Genomic DNA, 17,336 nt, shown 5'->3' on the forward strand with positions numbered 1-17,336 from the left:
TTGGTGGTGGGCAAACTGCGCCCGATTAAAAAACTTCAGTACGGCTAATCAGTCTTGGGTTGGGCTTAACCGTTAGGCCAGGTATCGGCCAGGCGATAGCCTTGCGGCCACGGATCGCTAGGGTCGAGCATGTGTTGATGGGTGCCGGTGATCCACGCCCGGCCGGACAGACAAGGGTGAATGGCTGGGCGCCCGGCGACTTCGGTCAGGCCGGCGATGCGGCAATGAAACTCCGAGCCAATGATCGAGCGGCCAATAAAGCGCTCGTCGGCGCGCATCTGGCCCTTGGCATGCAGCACCGCCATGCGCGCTGAGCAGCCGGTGCCGCACGGCGAGCGGTCGATCTTGCCGGGGCGGATGACCACCGCATTGGCTGCGCTCAGCACGCCATCGACGCGGCTCACGGGCGCGGCGATCTGGCAGAACGACAGATGATCCCAGTCTGGATTGAGCGGATGGACAAAGCCCAACTGCTGGTTGGCCGCCTGGGTGATGCGCATGCCGACGTCGACTAAATCCGCCGCCTCATCGGCGCTCAGGCTAAAGCCCAACGCCTGGGCATCGGCGATGACGAAGCTGTCGCCACCGTAGGCGGTGTCCACCTTGATGCTGCCGAGACCTTCGACCTCCAGCATGACGTCCAACTGGTCAGCGAAGGACGGCACGTTCTGTACCTCCACGCTGAGCACCTTGCCGTCTTTACACTGGGCGATGACCTCGACCAGGCCGCCGGGTGCTTCCAGGACCATATGGGTTTGTGGCTCGGTCATGGCGATCAAACCGCTTTCCAGCAGCACGGTGCTCACGCATAACGAGTTAGAGCCGGACATCGGCGGCGTGTCGGCTGGCTCCATGATGATCCAGCCCATCTGCGCCCGTGGATCTTTCGCCGGCACCAGCAGGTTGACGTGACGGAACACGCCGCCGCGTGGCTCATTCAGGATAAAGTTGCGCAGTTGCTGATCTTCGGCGATCCAGCGTGATTGCTGCCACAGACTGTCGCCCGGTGGCGGCAGCACACCGCCGACAATCACGTCGCCGACTTCGCCTTCGGCATGGCAACTGACTACATGAATAAGCTTGCTTGAGCGCATGGCCAGTCCCTACAGCACAGACTTTAAGAAGTCGGCGGTTTCCGCTTTTTGCGGATTGCCGATGACTTGTTCCGGCGCGCCGATTTCGTGCACCAGACCGTTGCGGAAGAACGCCACGCGGTCCGAAACATCGCGGGCAAAGCGGATTTCGTGGGTCACCAGAACCATGGTCATGCCGTCTTCGGCGAGTTTGCGCATGGTGTCCAGTACCTCGCCCACCAGCTGCGGATCGAGGGCGCTGGTGGCCTCGTCAAACAGCATGTAGTCGGGGTTCATCGCCAGCGCGCGGGCAATCGCCATGCGCTGTTGCTGGCCGCCGGAGAGCTTGCCGGGGAACACTTTGAGCTTGTCGCCCAGGCCTACGTGTTGCAGCTGCGTGACGGCGATGGCTTCGGCTTCCTGCTTGCTTAAGCCGAGCACTTTGCGCGGCGCGAGCATGACGTTTTCCAGCACGGTGAGGTGCGGGAAGGCATTCCACTGCTGGAACACGATGCCGATTTTCTGCCGCAGTTTGTTCAGGTCGGTGCTGCTGGAGTGCACTTCCTGGCCATCGACGCGGATGCTGCCTTGCTGGATCGACTCGAGGCCGTTGATGCACATCAGCAAGGTGGATTTGCCCGAGCCCGAGCCGCCGATGATCGACACCACTTCGCCCTTGTTCACCGTCAGGCTAACGCCCTTGATGACCTCGAGGTCGCCGAAGGATTTATGGACGTTGTTAATCTCAATCATTTTCCTGCCACCTTTTCTCCAGGCGATCACCCAGTTGGGCCACCACCAGACTCATGACGTAGTAAATAAGGCCGGCAATGCACAGCACCAGCAGCGGCTCTTGAATGCGTGTGACGATGGTTTGCGAGGCGCGCAGCAGCTCGACGATGCCGATCCACATGACCAGGGCGCTGTCCTTCATCACCGACAACACCAGGTTGAGCCAGCCGGGGAAGGCCACGCGCGAGGCCATCGGCAGGACGATATAACGCAGGTCCTGCAGGTAGCTCATGCCCAGCGAACGGGAAGCGCGGCGCAGGTTAGGCGGCACTGCCAAGACGCCGCTTAAGACGATCTCGGTGCAGAACGCGGTGGCGTAAACCCCCAGCACGACGCAGCCGACGGTGAAGGCGCTAAAGCCCAAGCCAATGATGCTGTTCAGGGCGTTGAACAGGACGAATTGAATCAGCAGCGGCACGCTGCGAAACACATCCAGCACCCACGCCACGGGCAAGGTGGCGCGTGGCCAAATGGCCCGCAGTACGCCTAACACCACCCCGGCCAGGGTGCCAATCAGCATGGCGCCGGCGGTGAGCTGGAGGGTGACCCAAGCGCCCTTGAGCATGAACAGCAGGTCGTTATAAGAGAAGCTGGTTTCGAACATGGTCAGTCCTCCCTTAGTAACGGAACAGGCGCCAGGCCAGGAGCCGGGCGACGATGACGATGGTTTTGGAGATCAGGTAGTACAGCACCGCCGCAATGGCGAAGAATTCAAAGGTGCGGAAGGTCTTCACATTGAGCTCTTGGGTGACACCGGTGAGGTCGTTGTTGAGGCCCACGACTACGCCCAGGGAGGTCATCAGCACCGCCCAGACCATCTGGTTGGAGAGCGGGTGGAAGACGATGCGCAGCAGTTGCGGAAAGATGATCATGCGGTAGGCCTGGAAGGCGCTCATGCCCAGTGAGCGGGCGGCGCGCATCTGCGTGTCCGGCACGGCTTTAAGGCCACCACGGAAGTTCTCGGCCAGGTAACCGGCGTTGTTAAAAGTGATCCCGGCGACCAGGGCAAACCACGAGCTGACATGCAGGCCCAAGGTGCCAAGGCCAAAGTAGAGGATGTAAATCTGAAACAGCGAAGGCGTGTTGCGGGCAATCGATACCCAGGTGTTGGCGAAGTGACGTAAGAATGGGTTACGCAACTGGCGCATGACCGTCAGCAGTAAGGCAATCAGAGTGCCTAAGATCATCGTCAGCGCGGCGGTCTCCAGAGTCACCCAGGCCCCGGAGAGCATCTCGGGCAAGGCTCGGAATGCCTGGCGCCAGTGGAAGGAGTAATCAAGCATCGCTTAGCGATCTCCTAAGGATTGAGGTTGCACCAGCCAGGCTGGCGGTTGGGCGTGGTTGTGGCCGCTACAGGCCGCTTCGATACAGGCAGCTAAGTGGCCAAAGTGCACCGCGCGCCCGGCCAGGCCGGGGGCGTAATGGGCGTATTTGCCGGAGTTGGTCATCAGGTTGCGGCTGCCCACGGGCACCACCGGTTCCCCCAACATGCACCAGCAGGTGTCGTTGATCAGGCAAGCGCCGAAGGCTTGCAGGGTGGCGATATAACCGGCGGCTTCGGCCTGTTGATACACCGTGCGCCCGCAGGTGATGACTAAGGCACTGTCGGGGTGGCAACGGCGGCCCTGACAGAGCTGGGCCAGTTGGCCTAATTCGCTCAGCGAGCAATGCGGGTTGCCGATGGCGACCAAACTGACGTCGCTGCTGCGCGCGCTATTGAGCTCCTGCCAACTGGGCAGCAGGTCGCCGCTGCTAAGGCGGTAATGGCGCAGCGGCGCCTGGCCGCCCAAGGCGCTGGGCGCGTCGGGAGCCTCCGGGGTGACGCCGTGGATATGGAACATCGGCGCCGCCGAGGTGGTGGCGAACGCCGCGCTAAAGGCTTTCAGGTCATCCAGGCTCGGCGCGCTGTGCGCCAGGCCCATGAGCAGCGGAATGTCGATATTGCTGAGCAGGCCCACGTGGTAGCCGAGCAGCGGCCAGAAGCTGTCGTCGATGGCTTCGTCCAGCTGTACTTCGATCAGCACCGTGGCGTGGCGTCCGGCGGCCTGATGGCTGCCGGTATCCGGCGCGCGGCCACAGATGGCGATGCAGATATCGAGAAAGTCCGGGTACTTCAGGGTGCGTGCGCCGAGCACGCTGTTGGCGTAGGTCACTGCGTTGGATTCGGCCCAGACGATCTGCTCGCCAAAGGCTGGCGCGCTGTCGAGCAGATAGGGCGCGCAGGTGAAGCTTAAGCTCGCGCCCATGGCCATATACAGATCGCCCAAGGTGCTGGCCGGCTCGCCGAACTCGGCGGCGATGCCGAGGCTGCGCCACTGCCGCTGATCCACGGAAATCGAGTTAAGCGTGGTCGGCACGCAGACCTTGGCGCCCCAGTCGACCAACTGCTGGGCGAAGCGCACGCTGGCCGCGCCGGTATAGATGCAGCCGTCGATATGCGCCTGGCTGACATCCAGCAACTGTTCGGCGTCGTACAGCTCGGCCATCTTCACCACCAGCTGCATCGCCACCTGTTTGGCGCGGCCCTGCTCGCCGGCGAGCATGGCGTGGTCGGCAGCGCTGAGTGTCAGGGCTGCCACGGGCTGGCTGTTAGGGGCCGCTGGCACCGCCAGTTGCGGGTCGAGCAGCAGGCAGTCGGCGCTGACTTTGACGCGTTGCCCAGCATGCTGCGCCAGCGCGGCAAAGGCTTGTTGGCCGATGCACAGCACCGGCAGTTGGATGCCGAATACATGCTCGGCGATCAAGGCGCCGAGGCTGAGAATTTTGTCTGGCTCGGCGAGCACCAGCGCTGCTGGCGCCACGCCGCCCAGAATCAGTTGCAGCAAGGTGCTGCTACCGGTGCAGGAGCCGCGGCCGTTGGGCACCGCCAGCACCCGGCCGGCGATGGCTTGGCCGCACAGCGGATGGTGCTGGTCGATGACCACAGACGTCTGGGCATCCACGCCGCCCCAGAAGCTCAACCCCAGGTCGGTGTGCAGCAGCACGCCCTGGCCACTGCCAGCGGCCAGCTTACGACCTTGGATAATGCTGCTCATCGCCAGCTCCCGCGCCGCGCTTAGTAGTACACGCCAGGTACGGTCAGATCAGCGGGTTTGATTTCCTCGCCCACCCATTTCTTCCACAACTCTTGGTAGCGGCCAGTGCGCACTTGCTGGTTGACGAACAGGTTGAGGTAGTTAATCAGACCGTACTCGCTGCGCTTGGCGGCCAGCGACACGTAGTCGACGACATAAGGCGAGTTACCGGCGACTTTCAGGCCTTTGTATTTGCCCGATTTGATGGTTGCGGCGGCGACGGTGTTGGTCACCACGGTGGCGTCGATATGACCCTGGGCCACGGCGAGGATGGTGTCGTTCTGCGACTGATAAGCGCGGAAGCTGCCTTCGCCCCAATCCTTCACCGACTGCTCCAAGGCAATGGCTTCAAAGGTGCCACTGGTGTTGCCCAGCTTCTTGCCTTTGAGGTCTTCGAATTTAGTGATGCCGGTGTCTTCGCGGGTCAGCACGACCATTTGGAAGGCGAAGTAGGGGATGGTCAGGGCAACGGTCTTGGCCCGCTCCAGGGTGTCGGAGGTGGACGCGACGATGATGTCAGCACGGTTCGATACCAGTGCTGGAATGCGATCGGGGAATGGCGTCTCGACGATTTCCGCATCCACGCCCAGCACTTTGGCCAAGTCGTTGCAGTAGTCGACGTCAAAGCCGACCGGCTCGTTGGCTTCGTTGCGCGAACCCATCGGTGGGAAGTCCAGGGTTACCGCACAGCGCAGGGTACCGGAGCTGATGATATCGTCGAGCTTGTCGGCCTGAGCGGTGCCTGCCACAGCGCTGCACAGAGCAGCGGTGAGAGCCATAGCGAGTGTTGTTCTTTTCATGTGCAGCCTCGTCGTTGAGTAGGTTGACAGATCAAACATTATTAGAATTTCGTATACGATATTTAATTAGCAAGGCTTATGCCGACTTAACGGGTTTTTTCTTAAAAAAAACTGAGCCCCCAGCACAGGCGGCTTGCGCAGTTTTTTGCACGATTTAAGGGGCTAAAAGCAGGGGCTTGAGCGGCGCCGCGGTGTTACATAAAGAGGCGTGAAGTGGTACGAGTGCTCCTAAACGGAACACTGGCAGCTTTAGTGCTGCGCTTCGCGGTATTGGCTGGGGGAAAGCCCGGTCAGCGCCTTGAACTGGCGGCTAAAGGCACTGTGGTCGGTGTAACCGCAGCGCAGGGCGATTTCGGTGATCGACAGCTGGCCTTCGAGCAGCAATTGGCTGGCGCAACCCAGCCGCGCTTTGTGGATCATCTGTCGTGGGGTGAGCTGGAAGATGCGCTTACACAGGCGTTCCAGCTGAGCCACCGAGAGCCCGGTGAGGTCAGTCAATTCGGCCAGGCTAATGGCGCGGGAATGGTTTTGGCGGATGTAACTGTCTACGGCGGCGAGCTTCTGGTAGGCCGGATGAGCGTTCTGCGCGGCCTGCAAGTCACAAGACACCCCGGCCATGCCAATCACCACGCCTTGGTTGTTATGCAAAGCCAGTTTGTGGGTCAGGCACCAGCCCGGTTGGCGGCCTGGGTATAGGTGCAGTTCGAGTTGTTCATCGAGACGCTTGCCGCTGTTGATCACTTGCAGATCCTGGGCGGTGTAACCGGGGCCAAAGCGCGGCGGGAACACATCCTCAGCGGTGCGGCCGAGTAAGTCCTGCTTATTTTTATAGCCACAGCGGTTGGCCAGGGTCTGGTTGACCAGGGCGTAGCGGGCTTGGCTGTCTTTGATAAAAAACACCACCCCGGGCATCACGTCGAACAGCGGCGCGACCTGGCTCAGGCTGGCCAGCAGGCTGGGGAGATCGGCGGGGGATTGCTGTTGCAGCAGCTCAAGCATGGTCGACACAACTGGCGCAGGAGCCTGCGAGCATAAGGGCTGCTGCGCCAGTTGAATAGCTTTAGCGCTCGGGGCTCTGCAGTTGCAACAGGGTCTCGATCCGCGTCGGGCTGAAGGGCGGCCGTGGCGGCGCTGGCGTCCAGCCCCACAGCGCTTGCGCGGCGGCGCCACACACGCGGCCCTGGCAGGCGCCCATGCCGCAGCGGCTGCTGAGCTTGGCTTGCGCCCAACCGCTGGCACCGGCCAGTGCGGCATAGGGCACGTCTTCACAACGGCAGACCAGGGTGTCCGGCTGCGCCAACTGCCGCACCGCATCCGTCAGGGCAAAGCGCTGGCGCAGCACCTGGGCAAACTGCTGCCAGCGTTGCCGCTGCGGCCAGAGTTGCTCGGCGGCAGCGTTATGGCCGACGGCGGCGTAACCGGCGATGGCGCCTTCGACCAGGGCTTTATCGCTGCCACCAAAGCCGCAGGCTTCGCCGGCGGCGTACACGCCAGCCACGCTGCTGGCCTGCCAGCTATCCACCGCCACCGCTTGCTGTTCGATATGGCAGTGCAGCGCTTGCGCCAGTTGCAGGTTGGGGATCAGGCCAAAGCCGCAAGCCAGGCGCTCGCAGGCAATCTCCTCGATGACCCCGCCACGGTTGATGCGTACGCCCTCCAGACGGTCCTTGCCCAAGGCTTCGACGACATGGCTGTTGGCCCGGTAACTGGCGTCGAACAAGCCGGCGGCTTGCCAGAGCTTATGTGGCCAGCGCGGCAGTTGCGCGGCAAAGGCGGCTACCGCCGTCCACGGGGCCTGCTCGGCGATGCGCAGCAGGTTGGCGCCGTTGTCCTTCGCGGTGGCGGCGCTGGCCAACAGCAAGGGGCCGCTGCCGGCAATCACCAAGCGCTGGCCCTTAACCGCCAGGCCACCTTTGATCAGCGCTTGCAGGCCGCCGGCACCTGTCACGCCGGGCAGAGTCCAGCCGGGGAAGGGCAGCAGCAGTTCGCGGGCGCCGGTGCACAGAATCAGCTTGTCGTATTGGATTACCCAACCGCGTTCGGCGTCTTCCAGCAGCAGGCTGTTCGGCCCGGCCACGGCGACCACGCGGGTGCCGGCGAGCAGCTGGATATTGCTCTGTTGCAGGAGCTGCTGGCGGTAGCGGCGGGCAACTGCCGGCAGATGGGCTTGGGGGCCGTCGCGCCAAATCTGCCCGCCGGTCTGGGGGTTGTCATCGAGGATGGCGATCTTGGCGTTGCTCGCCGCCGCCGCTAAGGCCGCCGCCATCCCCGCAGGGCCGGCGCCGACAATTAAAACATCGACGTTCATGGCTGTGTCTCCACGCGCATGCCGTCACGGCATAGGGTTTGGCAGGCCAGGCGGCGCAGGCCGTCGATGCTGACCCGGCACTCCTGGCATACGCCCATGCCGCACAGTGGCGCGCGGCGTTGCCCGCTGACCGAGGTGCGACTAGTGCCATCGCCAACAAAACTCAGTGCAGCGGCCACCGTGGTGCCGGCGCTGACACCTAGCGGACGGCCATTCAAGATGATCTCAGGCATGGGCGCGCACTCCGGCAAAACGTTGCGGTAAATAGGCGACGGGATCTAGCGGCGCGTGCTCATCGAGCAGCTGCGCGACCAACAGATCAGCGCTGGCCGGGGCGGTGGTCACACCGAGGCCTTCATGACCGACCGCCAGCCACAGGCCGGGCTGCTGCGGATGTTCACCGAGCAGCGGCAGGCCATCGGGGCTGGCCGCGCGGAACCCGGTCCAGGCGCGGATGCCGTTGAGCTTGGCCAGCCCCGGCATATAGTCCACCGCCCGTTGCAGCAGCTTGGCCAGCATCCACGGCTCTACTTCCGGGTCGGTGGTGTTGAACTGGCGGGAGGCGCCAATAAACAACTGGCCGGTGGGCCGTGGCTGGATATTGGCGGCGGTGGAGGGGCCGCTGGCGTTGTGCGCGCTGGTCACGTAGCCCAGCTCGACCAAGGTGTTTTTGATCATTCCGGGATAGCGGTCGGTGATCAGCAGATGGCCTTTTTTCGGCTCAATCGGCAGCTCCGGACACAGCTCGGTGACATGGGTACCGCCAGCCAGAATCACCGCCTCGGCGCTCAGCCAGGAGCCGTCAGCCAGGCGCACGCGATTGCCTTCGAGCTGGGTGACCTGGGCTTGGCGCTGCAAAATTCCGGGGTGACTGAGCAACCAGCGCGCGGCATTCGGCGCGTACAGAATGCCGTCACCACTGACCCGCAGACCGCCGTGCAAGCCACTGCGCAGTTCCGGTTCGGCCTCTAGCAGAGCCTGCGCGCCGAGCAGTTCGCAGTGCATGCCGTGGTCGCGCATGACCTCATATTTTTGCTGGGCCACCGCCATCTCTTCGGCATTGGCTGCCAGCCACAGGGTGCCGTTTTGCCGGTAGCCACAGTCCTCCGGCATCTGCGGCGCCAGCTCGCGCCAACGCTGCACGCCGTATTGGCTCAGGGCGAGTTCTGCGGGGTTATCGTCGAGTACGATCAGGTGGCCCATGCCGGCAGCGGTGGCGGCGCGCAGGCCGGCATCCAGTACCAGCACGCGATGGCCGCGCTTGGCCAGTTCATGGGCGCAGGCGGCGCCGACGATGCCGCCGCCGACGACGATAAAGTCCGCTGCGCTCACAGGCGAATGCCCCAGGCGAACGGGTCATCCTCGCTGATCAGCAGGTTGGCCTCGGCGCTGACATGGGCGCGGCCCTTGATGGTGGGGATGATGCGGCCGTTATCGGCGGCCTCATAATGGGCTTCGAACTGGCTGCCGATCACACTGGCTTGCTGCCAGATCTGTCCGGCCGCGAGCTTGCCGTCGGCGGCCAGGCAGGCCAGTTTGGCGCTGGTGCCGGTGCCGCAGGGCGAGCGGTCGTAGGCCTTGCCAGGGCAGAGGACGAAGTTGCGGCTGTCGGCCACGTCGTCGTCGGCAAACAGCTCGATATGGTCGATCAGGCCGCCGTCTTCACCGCGCAGACCTTGCGCCTCCAGCGCTTGCTGCACGGCAGCGGAATACGCGGTGAGCGCTTCAAGGTTATCGCTGGCGACGCGCTGGCCGTGCTCGCTGATCAGAAAGAACCAGTTGCCGCCCCAGGCGATATCGCCGGTGACGCTGCCGTAACCCGGCACCTGCACCTGCACGGCGTGGCGGTAACGATAGGCCGGCACGTTGCGCACGCTCACCGAGTGATCGTCATGCAGGGTGGCTTCGACGGTGCCGACCGGGGTTTCGATGCGGTGCACGCCGGCGCTGATACGGCCCAGATAAGCCAGCGACACCACCAAGCCAATGGTGCCGTGGCCACACATGCCCAGGTAGCCTGAGTTATTGAAGAAGATCACCCCGGCACAGCAGGTGGGGTCGACCGGCTCACACAGCAGGGCCCCGACCAACACATCGCTGCCGCGTGGTTCCAGCACGCAGGCGGCGCGCCACTGATCATGCTCAGCGGCCAGCAGTTGCCGGCGCTCGGCCATGCTGCCCCGGCCAAGGTCAGGAAAACCGTCGAGAACTAGGCGGGTGGGTTCGCCACCGGTGTGCGAGTCGAGTACGCGAATCTGCTGCATGGAAAAGCCCTTAGCGACCATGGGAATGGCTTTAGCTTGCCGTTTCCGGCAAGCCCTGGGCTTGACTTGTTTAGCTGGTGCCGATGACGAAATCAGCACAATGGTGCAGTTTAGGCGGCGCCCTTGGGCAGGTGCTCATAGAGCACTTGGCAGACGCCATTGATGTGCGTCTCGATCAGTTGCGCGGCGCGTTCGCCATCGCCGGCGCGGCAAGCTTCGAGGATCTCGCGGTGCTCGTGGTCGGCGCGGTTTTTCCCCGACGACAAACTCATTTGCAGGCGCAGGTAGCGCTCCAGTTTGTCGTGGATGGAGCGGATCAGGTTAAGCAGAAACGGCCGCTGCGCCGGTTCGTACAAGCAGGCGTGCAACTGCCAGTTCAGCTCGGCCCAGCGGCCAATATTGTCCTCGCCCAAAAAGGCCGCACAGATCTGCTCGGCTTGGGCGAAGGTGGCCTCGGTCATGTTCGGCACGGCCAGGCGAATGGCTTGCATCTCCAGCAGTACCCGCACTTCAAACATCTGCGCCAGTTCTGGCTCGGAGATACGGGTAATCACGGCGCCCTTGTTGCGTTGGAACAACACCAGGCCTTCGGCTTCCAAACGCTTAAGCGCTTCACGCACCGGGATTTTGCTGACGTTGAACAGCTGCGCCACGTCGTCCTGGCGAATCGGCTCACCTTCCGCCAGCGCGCCGGACACAATCGCTTCACGCAGGTGCGTGGCAATCACTTCCGAAGCGGTGGGGGTAATGCCCAAGTTGGGCGCTTTAAGTTGCCTGAGGGACACAGCGGGAGCACCTATGCAGGTTCGAAGTGAGGAATATCTTATACGAAATCCTCTGGACGTTTGTGCCTTAAATTGGCGCCGTCAAAAGCCTAAGTAGCCTAGCCGCTTAGTGGGCGTTTGGCCGGCTCTGCGATGGGCGTACTGCTTTGCTGAAATTGCTCGTGCAGCTGGTTAATCAGCGACCGGTGGCTGCGGATAAAGTCGAGAAACGCCTGGGCCACGGGCGATAAGCGCCGGCTGCGCAGATTGACCACGCACCAGCTGCGGTACAGCGGCAGCTCCGCCACTGGCAGTTCACGGAGCAAGCCTTGCTGCAACTCCAGGCGCACTGCATGGCGTGGCATCAGGGCAATGCCTAAGCCGGCACGCACCGCCTCGGCCTGGCTTTCGCTGGAGCCGATTTCCCATACTTGGCTGAAGTGCGCGTGCTTCTGGTGACAGAACTCCTCGCCGGCGCGGCGCGTGCCGGAGCCGTTTTCGCGCACCAGCAATGGCTGCTGAGTCAGGTCGACCAGGCTCAACTGGCTGGCGTTGCTCAGCGCATGGTCAGACGCCGCCACCGCCACAATGGGGTTATTGAGGAAGGGCACGAAGTCGAGGTCCATATCCATGGGCACCTGACTCATGATCAGTAAGTCATCGCGGCTCATGCCTAGGCGCCGGACCACCATGGCGTGGTTAAGCACGGTGAGGTTAAGGCTGACTTCGGGAAATTCGCGACGAAATTCAGCGAACAGGTGGGGAATAAAGTACTTGGCGCTGGATTCGATACACAGGTTGAGTTGCCCTTGCAGCGAGCCCTGCAAGTCGGTGAGCTGCATATCCAGGCTTTCCAGGCGACCAAAGATATCCGCGCTGGCCCGTTGCAAGGCCTCGGCGGCTTCGGTGAGGTAAAGCTTCTTGCCGATGTAATCAAACAGTGGCTGGCCAATCAGCTCTTCGAGCTGGCGAATTTGCAAACTGACTGCCGGTTGGGTCAGGGCCATTTCCTCTGCAGCACGACTGTAGGACAGGTTGCTGCACACCGAACTGAACACCTGTAGCTGGCGCAAAGTCATGCGCATCAAGGACTTACGCACTGTAAGGCTCCGTTTCTACGACTGTTCGATTGTCAACTATAAGTGCTTACTTATACCAAACCTAATAATTATTAATTTTTATTAATTCGCTTTGGAGGCGTAGCTTTACGCCATGACTGCAAGCGCTACAGCGGTCACAGCCAAACCGCCTAGCCGGTTGCCTGTTCACGTATTCGAGGACGTTGGCCCGTGATAAAAAAAATCCTCATTGCCAACCGGGGTGAAATCGCAGTTCGCATCGTGCGGGCTTGTGCCGAAATGGGCATTCGCTCAGTGGCGGTGTATTCCGAAGCTGATCGCATGGCGCTGCACGTTAAGCGTGCCGACGAAGCCCACAGCATTGGTGAAGATCCCCTGGCCGGTTACCTGAACCCGCGCAAGCTGGTGAATTTGGCTGTGGAAACTGGCTGCGACGCCCTGCATCCAGGCTATGGCTTCCTCAGCGAGAACGCGGAACTGGCGGAAATTTGCGCCGAGCGTGGGATCAAGTTTATTGGCCCCAGCGCCGAAGTGATCCGCCGCATGGGCGACAAGACCGAAGCGCGGCGCAGCATGATCAAGGCTGGCGTGCCGGTGACTCCCGGCACCGAAGGCAACGTGGCGGATCTCGACGAAGCCCTGCGCGAAGCTGAGCGTATCGGCTACCCGGTGATGCTCAAGGCCACCAGCGGTGGCGGCGGTCGCGGTATCCGTCGTTGCAACAGCCGCGAGGAGCTGGAGCAGGCTTACCCGCGGGTTATTTCCGAAGCGACCAAGGCCTTTGGCAGCGCCGAAGTGTTCCTGGAAAAATGCATCGTTAACCCCAAGCACATTGAAGCGCAGATTCTCGCTGACGCCTTCGGCAACACCGTGCATTTGTTCGAGCGCGACTGCTCGATCCAACGCCGTAACCAGAAGCTGATCGAGATTGCCCCCAGCCCGCAACTGACCCCCGAGCAGCGCGCCTATATCGGCGACCTGGCGGTGCGTGCGGCCAAGGCGGTGGGCTACGAGAACGCCGGTACTGTGGAGTTCCTGCTCGCCGAGGGCGAGGTGTACTTCATGGAGATGAACACGCGGGTGCAGGTGGAGCACACCATCACCGAGGAAATCACCGGCATCGATATCGTCCGTGAGCAGATCCGTGTGGCCTCGGGCCTGGAGCTGTCGATCAAGCAGGAAGATATCCAGTACCGTGGCTTTGCTTTGCAGTTCCGCATCAACGCCGAGGACCCGAAAAACGGCTTCCTGCCGTCGTTCGGCAAGATCACCCGTTACTACGCCCCCGGCGGCCCCGGCGTGCGTACCGACACGGCGATCTACACCGGCTACACCATTCCGCCGTACTACGACTCCATGTGCCTCAAGCTGATTGTTTGGGCGCTGACCTGGGAAGAGGCGATGGACCGTGGCCTGCGCGCACTGGACGACATGCGCTTGCAAGGGGTTAAGACCACCGCTGCGTACTACCAAGAGATTTTGCGTAACCCTGAGTTCCGCAGTGGCCAGTTCAACACCAGCTTTGTTGAGGCCCATCCGGAGCTGACCAACTATTCCATCAAGCGCAAACCGGACGAGCTGGCCCTGGCCATCGCCGCTGCAATTGCCGCCCACGCCGGCCTGTGAGGAAGAGCACCATGGCTAAGAAAATCACCGTTACCGATACCATCCTGCGTGATGCTCACCAGTCCCTGATCGCCACCCGCATGCGCTTAGACGACATGTTGCCGATCTGCGACAAGCTCGATAAGGTCGGCTACTGGTCGCTGGAAGTCTGGGGTGGCGCCACCTTTGACGCCTGCGTGCGCTTCTTGAAAGAAGACCCGTGGGAGCGTCTGCGCAAACTCAAAGCGGCACTGCCTAACACCCGTTTGCAGATGCTGCTGCGGGGTCAGAACCTGCTCGGCTATCGTCACTACAGCGACGACGTGGTACGTGCCTTCGTCGCCAAGGCGGCGGTCAATGGCATCGACGTGTTCCGTATCTTCGACGCGATGAACGACGTGCGTAACCTGCGCGTGGCCATCGAGGCGGTGAAGGCGGCCGGCAAGCACGCCCAAGGCACCATCAGCTACACCACCAGCCCGGTACACACCACCGAGGCTTTCGTTGAGCAAGCCAAGGCGATGGCGATGATGGGCGTCGATTCCATCGCCATCAAAGACATGGCCGGCCTGCTTACACCGTTTGCCACGGCCGAGTTGGTCAAGGCGCTGAAGGACGCCGTGCAACTGCCGGTGTTTATCCACAGCCACGACACCGCCGGCATGGGCAGCATGTGCCAGCTCAAGGCGATTGAAGCCGGCGCCGATCATATCGACACCGCCATCTCCAGCTTCGCTTGGGGCACCAGCCATCCGGGTACTGAGTCGATGGTCGCGGCGCTGCGTGGCAGCCAATACGACACTGGTCTCGACTTGGCGCTGATCCAGGAGATCGGCATGTACTTCCATGCCGTGCGCAAGAAGTACCACCAGTTTGAAAGCGAATTCACCGCCGTCGACACCCGCGTGCAGGTCAACCAAGTGCCAGGCGGCATGATGAGTAACCTGGCCAACCAGCTCAAAGAGCAGGGCGCGCTGAACCGCATCAACGAAGTGTTCGCCGAGATTCCACGGGTCCGCGAAGACCTGGGCTTCCCGCCGCTGGTGACGCCAACCTCGCAAATCGTCGGCACTCAGGCGGTGTTCAACGTGCTGGCCGGCGAGCGTTACAAGACCATCACCAACGAAGTGAAGCTGTACCTGCAAGGCGGTTACGGCAAGGCGCCGGGCAAGGTCAACGAGCAACTGCGCAAGCAGGCCATCGGCAGCGAAGAGCTGATCGAAGGGCGTCCGGCGGATCTGCTCAAGCCGGAGCTGTCGCGTCTGCGTGAAGAAATCGGCAGCCTGGCAGCCTGCGAAGAAGACGTGCTGACCTTCGCCATGTTCCCTGATATCGGGCGCAAGTTCCTTGAAGAACGCGCCGCTGGCAGCCTGACTCCAGAAACCCTGCTGCCGATTCCGGAAGCCGGTGCGGTGGCGACAGCGGGCGGCGAGGGTGTGCCGACCGAGTTCGTGATCGACGTGCACGGCGAAAGCTATCGCGTGGATATCACCGGCGTCGGCGTCAAAGGCGACGGCAAGCGGCACTTCTACTTGTCCATCGATGGCATGCCGGAAGAAGTGGTGTTCGAGCCGCTCAACGACTTCGTTGCCGGTAGCGGTGGCAAGCGCAAACAAGCTTCGGCGCCGGGCGATGTCAGCACCAGCATGCCGGGCAATATCGTCGACGTGTTGGTTAAGGTTGGCGATCCAGTTAAAGCCGGTCAGGCGGTTCTGATCAGCGAAGCGATGAAGATGGAAACCGAAGTACAGGCACCGATTGCCGGCACCGTCAGCGCCATTCATGTGGCCAAAGGTGATCGCGTCAATCCGGGCGAAGTACTGGTGGAAATCGACGCTTAGGTTGTGAAGTCTCCGGCCGGTTGAACAGGCATTTAAGCGGTTTGGAGGCTTCTTTTTATTCTTGCAGGTGGGCCAGCCGGCCCGCTTGCCGGGCACTCGCCCAGCTTTACGGTTATGCCCTGATGGGTAAGGTCCTGTAGTCCTGCGGGTGGGCCTTAGACATAGCTGCGGTTATCAGCACAACAGCAGTGGGGCATAGCCTTTTCCCTGCTTAGAACAGCTTGCGGTACTGCACAAAGCCCGAACGCTCAGCGATGCGCTCGTACAGCAGCATGGCTTTGCTGTTGCTCTCGTGGGTCAGCCAATAGGTACGCGAGCAGCCAGCAGCCTGGGCTTGTTGGTAGACGTATTCGATTAGCTGGCGGCCTGCGCCGCTGCTGCGCAGGTCTTTGTGGATAAACAAATCCTGCAGGTAGCAGTAGTCGCCGGGGGACCAAGTCGAGCGGTGATAAATCCAGTGCACTAGGCCGATGGCTTGGCCTTCATGCCAGGCCAGGGCTGCGTGCATCGGCTCGTTGGGGTCGAGAAAGCGCTGCCAGGTCAGCTCGCTGGTGGGCGCAGCGATCTCGGTCATGTAAAAACGCTGATAGCCCTGCCACAGCGGCAGCCAGGCGGCGTGGTCGGCGGCGCTGAGGGGGCGGATGTCGATAGGAATGCGGATGGCCATACGCGGCTCCTTGCTAGTTATTGTGGGTGCGGTCCTGAGTCTAAGTTATGGCGCCAGTTCGCCGCATAGATCCAGGGCAAACCAATGTCCGACTTCATCTTGTTTCAGGCCGGCGCCGAGCAGCGTAAAGAGTTTGCCCAGAGCCGCCTCGCGGGTCATGCCGGCGCCTGAGAGCAAACCGCATTGGGCCAGCTGGCTGCCGGCAGCATACACGCCAAACTCCACCTGGCCTTCGCCGCATTGGCTGATCGCCGCGAGCACCACGCCGCGCTGGTGCGCCTGTTGCAGCACGGCCAGCAGCTGCGCGTCATCACTGGGGCCGGTGCCGCTGCCATAGCATTCCAGCAGCAGCGCCTGCACGCCGCTGTCGAGCAAGGCCTGTACCTGCCGCGCTTGGATACCGGGATAAAACGGCAATACGGCGATGTTCACCAACTGGCGCGGCCGTTGATAACTCAGCTCGGCTGGGATCTGCGTCGCGCGTTGGCCGTGGCGTGGCCGGGCCGACTGTTGGAAGGCATCAAAGGCTTCACTGCGCAGCTTGCTGACCCGTGTGCCGGGCAGCAGTTGGCCGTTAAAGAACAGCTGCACGCCGTGCGCTTGGCCTTGCTTGAGCGCCGCCATGGCGCCAAACAGGTTGCTCCAGGCATCGCTGTCAGGGGCGCCGGCCGGCAGCATGGAGCCGGTTAACAGCACCGGCACGGGCAGGTTCAGCAGCAGGAAGCTCAAGGCTGCCGCGCTGTAGGCCAGGGTGTCGGTGCCGTGCAGCAACAGCACGCCATCGCAGCCTTGCTCTACGCCCTGGCGGATCGCCGCGGCCATGGCCAGCCAGTGCTGTTGGTTCATATTGGCGCTGTCGATCGGCGGCAGCAGCTCGGCAAATTGCCAGGTCGGCAGACTCAGCTGCTGGCGCTGTTGTTCGGCCTGGACGCGCTCGGCAAAGCCGCCGGCAGGAGCCAGGCCCGCTGCGCTCATCTGCATGCCGATGGTGCCGCCGGTGTACAGCAGCAAGAGGTTGTTGCAGCCCATGGCCGCTCTCCCGTGTGGTTCTGCACAATACTGTGCTGCG

Annotated in this window: 17 protein-coding genes; 2 read left to right on the forward strand and 15 right to left on the reverse strand. The window is 62.3% G+C overall.

The window, feature by feature from the left end; all coding sequences use genetic code 11:
• Positions 1-65: 65 nt before the first annotated feature.
• From NTD81_RS18950 to NTD81_RS19010, 13 genes are all read right to left on the reverse strand, one after another.
• Positions 66-1,094, reverse strand: coding sequence for a trans-3-hydroxy-L-proline dehydratase (locus NTD81_RS18950; protein WP_262184294.1), 1,029 nt, complete (start codon positions 1,092-1,094; stop codon positions 66-68).
• A gap of 9 nt (positions 1,095-1,103) precedes the next feature.
• Positions 1,104-1,826 (reverse strand): amino acid ABC transporter ATP-binding protein, encoded by a 723-nt coding sequence (locus tag NTD81_RS18955; protein WP_262184295.1) that lies wholly within the window; start codon positions 1,824-1,826, stop codon positions 1,104-1,106.
• On the reverse strand, positions 1,819-2,469 hold the full coding sequence (locus tag NTD81_RS18960) for an amino acid ABC transporter permease (RefSeq protein ID WP_262184296.1): 651 nt from the start codon (positions 2,467-2,469) through the stop codon (positions 1,819-1,821). The genes NTD81_RS18955 and NTD81_RS18960 overlap by 8 nt, the downstream gene beginning before the upstream one ends.
• A 13-nt stretch (positions 2,470-2,482) precedes the next feature.
• A complete protein-coding gene (locus NTD81_RS18965) occupies positions 2,483-3,148 on the reverse strand; it encodes an amino acid ABC transporter permease (RefSeq protein WP_262184297.1) in 666 nt (221 codons plus the stop codon).
• A 3-nt stretch (positions 3,149-3,151) separates the two neighbouring features.
• Positions 3,152-4,900: an aconitase family protein gene (locus NTD81_RS18970; protein WP_262184298.1), complete on the reverse strand. Its 1,749-nt coding sequence runs from the start codon at positions 4,898-4,900 to the stop codon at positions 3,152-3,154.
• A gap of 20 nt (positions 4,901-4,920) precedes the next feature.
• Positions 4,921-5,739: a transporter substrate-binding domain-containing protein gene (locus tag NTD81_RS18975; protein ID WP_410017181.1), complete on the reverse strand. Its 819-nt coding sequence runs from the start codon at positions 5,737-5,739 to the stop codon at positions 4,921-4,923.
• 249 nt (positions 5,740-5,988) lie between these two features.
• Positions 5,989-6,738 carry an AraC family transcriptional regulator gene (locus tag NTD81_RS18980; RefSeq protein WP_262184299.1) on the reverse strand — a complete coding sequence of 250 codons (750 nt, stop codon included), beginning with the start codon at positions 6,736-6,738 and terminating at the stop codon, positions 5,989-5,991.
• A gap of 61 nt (positions 6,739-6,799) precedes the next feature.
• A complete protein-coding gene (locus NTD81_RS18985) occupies positions 6,800-8,047 on the reverse strand; it encodes an FAD/NAD(P)-binding oxidoreductase (RefSeq protein WP_262184300.1) in 1,248 nt (415 codons plus the stop codon).
• On the reverse strand, positions 8,044-8,280 hold the full coding sequence (locus NTD81_RS18990) for a (2Fe-2S)-binding protein (RefSeq protein WP_262184301.1): 237 nt from the start codon (positions 8,278-8,280) through the stop codon (positions 8,044-8,046). Before NTD81_RS18990 ends, NTD81_RS18985 begins: the two co-directional genes overlap by 4 nt.
• Positions 8,273-9,379 (reverse strand): NAD(P)/FAD-dependent oxidoreductase, encoded by a 1,107-nt coding sequence (locus NTD81_RS18995; protein ID WP_262184302.1) that lies wholly within the window; start codon positions 9,377-9,379, stop codon positions 8,273-8,275. Before NTD81_RS18995 ends, NTD81_RS18990 begins: the two co-directional genes overlap by 8 nt.
• The gene (locus NTD81_RS19000) at positions 9,376-10,311 is read right to left on the reverse strand and encodes a 4-hydroxyproline epimerase (protein ID WP_262184303.1); all 936 of its coding nucleotides are present in this window, start codon (positions 10,309-10,311) and stop codon (positions 9,376-9,378) included. Before NTD81_RS19000 ends, NTD81_RS18995 begins: the two co-directional genes overlap by 4 nt.
• A 110-nt stretch (positions 10,312-10,421) precedes the next feature.
• The gene (locus tag NTD81_RS19005; RefSeq protein WP_262184304.1) at positions 10,422-11,096 is read right to left on the reverse strand and encodes a GntR family transcriptional regulator; all 675 of its coding nucleotides are present in this window, start codon (positions 11,094-11,096) and stop codon (positions 10,422-10,424) included.
• A gap of 98 nt (positions 11,097-11,194) precedes the next feature.
• Positions 11,195-12,175 carry a LysR family transcriptional regulator gene (locus NTD81_RS19010; RefSeq protein WP_315974702.1) on the reverse strand — a complete coding sequence of 327 codons (981 nt, stop codon included), beginning with the start codon at positions 12,173-12,175 and terminating at the stop codon, positions 11,195-11,197.
• Positions 12,176-12,364: 189 nt separating this feature from the next.
• Between NTD81_RS19010 and NTD81_RS19015 the strand changes: the two genes are divergently transcribed.
• Both NTD81_RS19015 and oadA read left to right on the forward strand, forming a co-directional pair.
• Entirely contained in the window at positions 12,365-13,780 is a 1,416-nt protein-coding gene (locus NTD81_RS19015) for an acetyl-CoA carboxylase biotin carboxylase subunit (protein ID WP_262184305.1), read from the forward strand.
• An 11-nt stretch (positions 13,781-13,791) separates the two neighbouring features.
• On the forward strand, positions 13,792-15,600 hold the full coding sequence (gene oadA / locus NTD81_RS19020; protein WP_262184306.1) for a sodium-extruding oxaloacetate decarboxylase subunit alpha: 1,809 nt from the start codon (positions 13,792-13,794) through the stop codon (positions 15,598-15,600).
• Positions 15,601-15,811: 211 nt separating this feature from the next.
• Here the strand turns inward: oadA and NTD81_RS19025 are convergent, their stop codons facing one another.
• Both NTD81_RS19025 and NTD81_RS19030 read right to left on the reverse strand, forming a co-directional pair.
• Positions 15,812-16,267 carry a GNAT family N-acetyltransferase gene (locus NTD81_RS19025; protein ID WP_262184307.1) on the reverse strand — a complete coding sequence of 152 codons (456 nt, stop codon included), beginning with the start codon at positions 16,265-16,267 and terminating at the stop codon, positions 15,812-15,814.
• Between the two features lie 45 nt (positions 16,268-16,312).
• A complete protein-coding gene (locus NTD81_RS19030) occupies positions 16,313-17,296 on the reverse strand; it encodes an asparaginase (RefSeq protein WP_262184308.1) in 984 nt (327 codons plus the stop codon).
• Positions 17,297-17,336: the final 40 nt, after the last annotated feature.

The sequence above is a fragment of the Pseudomonas sp. 5P_3.1_Bac2 genome (assembly GCF_025465995.1).
GTDB lineage: Bacteria > Pseudomonadota > Gammaproteobacteria > Pseudomonadales > Pseudomonadaceae > Aquipseudomonas.

Excerpts from the sequence above, each read along its gene's own strand:
- NTD81_RS18950 (WP_262184294.1), bottom strand. The coding sequence starts at position 1,094 with ATGCGCTCAAGCAAGCTTATTCATGTAGTCAGTTGCCATGCCGAAGGC.
- NTD81_RS18955 (WP_262184295.1), bottom strand. The coding sequence starts at position 1,826 with ATGATTGAGATTAACAACGTCCATAAATCCTTCGGCGACCTCGAGGTC.
- NTD81_RS18960 (WP_262184296.1), bottom strand. The coding sequence starts at position 2,469 with ATGTTCGAAACCAGCTTCTCTTATAACGACCTGCTGTTCATGCTCAAG.
- NTD81_RS18965 (WP_262184297.1), bottom strand. The coding sequence starts at position 3,148 with ATGCTTGATTACTCCTTCCACTGGCGCCAGGCATTCCGAGCCTTGCCC.
- NTD81_RS18970 (WP_262184298.1), bottom strand. The coding sequence starts at position 4,900 with ATGAGCAGCATTATCCAAGGTCGTAAGCTGGCCGCTGGCAGTGGCCAG.
- NTD81_RS18975 (WP_410017181.1), bottom strand. The coding sequence starts at position 5,739 with ATGAAAAGAACAACACTCGCTATGGCTCTCACCGCTGCTCTGTGCAGC.
- NTD81_RS18980 (WP_262184299.1), bottom strand. The coding sequence starts at position 6,738 with ATGCTTGAGCTGCTGCAACAGCAATCCCCCGCCGATCTCCCCAGCCTG.
- NTD81_RS18985 (WP_262184300.1), bottom strand. The coding sequence starts at position 8,047 with ATGAACGTCGATGTTTTAATTGTCGGCGCCGGCCCTGCGGGGATGGCG.
- NTD81_RS18990 (WP_262184301.1), bottom strand. The coding sequence starts at position 8,280 with ATGCCTGAGATCATCTTGAATGGCCGTCCGCTAGGTGTCAGCGCCGGC.
- NTD81_RS19000 (WP_262184303.1), bottom strand. The coding sequence starts at position 10,311 with ATGCAGCAGATTCGCGTACTCGACTCGCACACCGGTGGCGAACCCACC.
- oadA (WP_262184306.1), top strand. The coding sequence starts at position 13,792 with ATGGCTAAGAAAATCACCGTTACCGATACCATCCTGCGTGATGCTCAC.
- NTD81_RS19025 (WP_262184307.1), bottom strand. The coding sequence starts at position 16,267 with ATGGCCATCCGCATTCCTATCGACATCCGCCCCCTCAGCGCCGCCGAC.
- NTD81_RS19030 (WP_262184308.1), bottom strand. The coding sequence starts at position 17,296 with ATGGGCTGCAACAACCTCTTGCTGCTGTACACCGGCGGCACCATCGGC.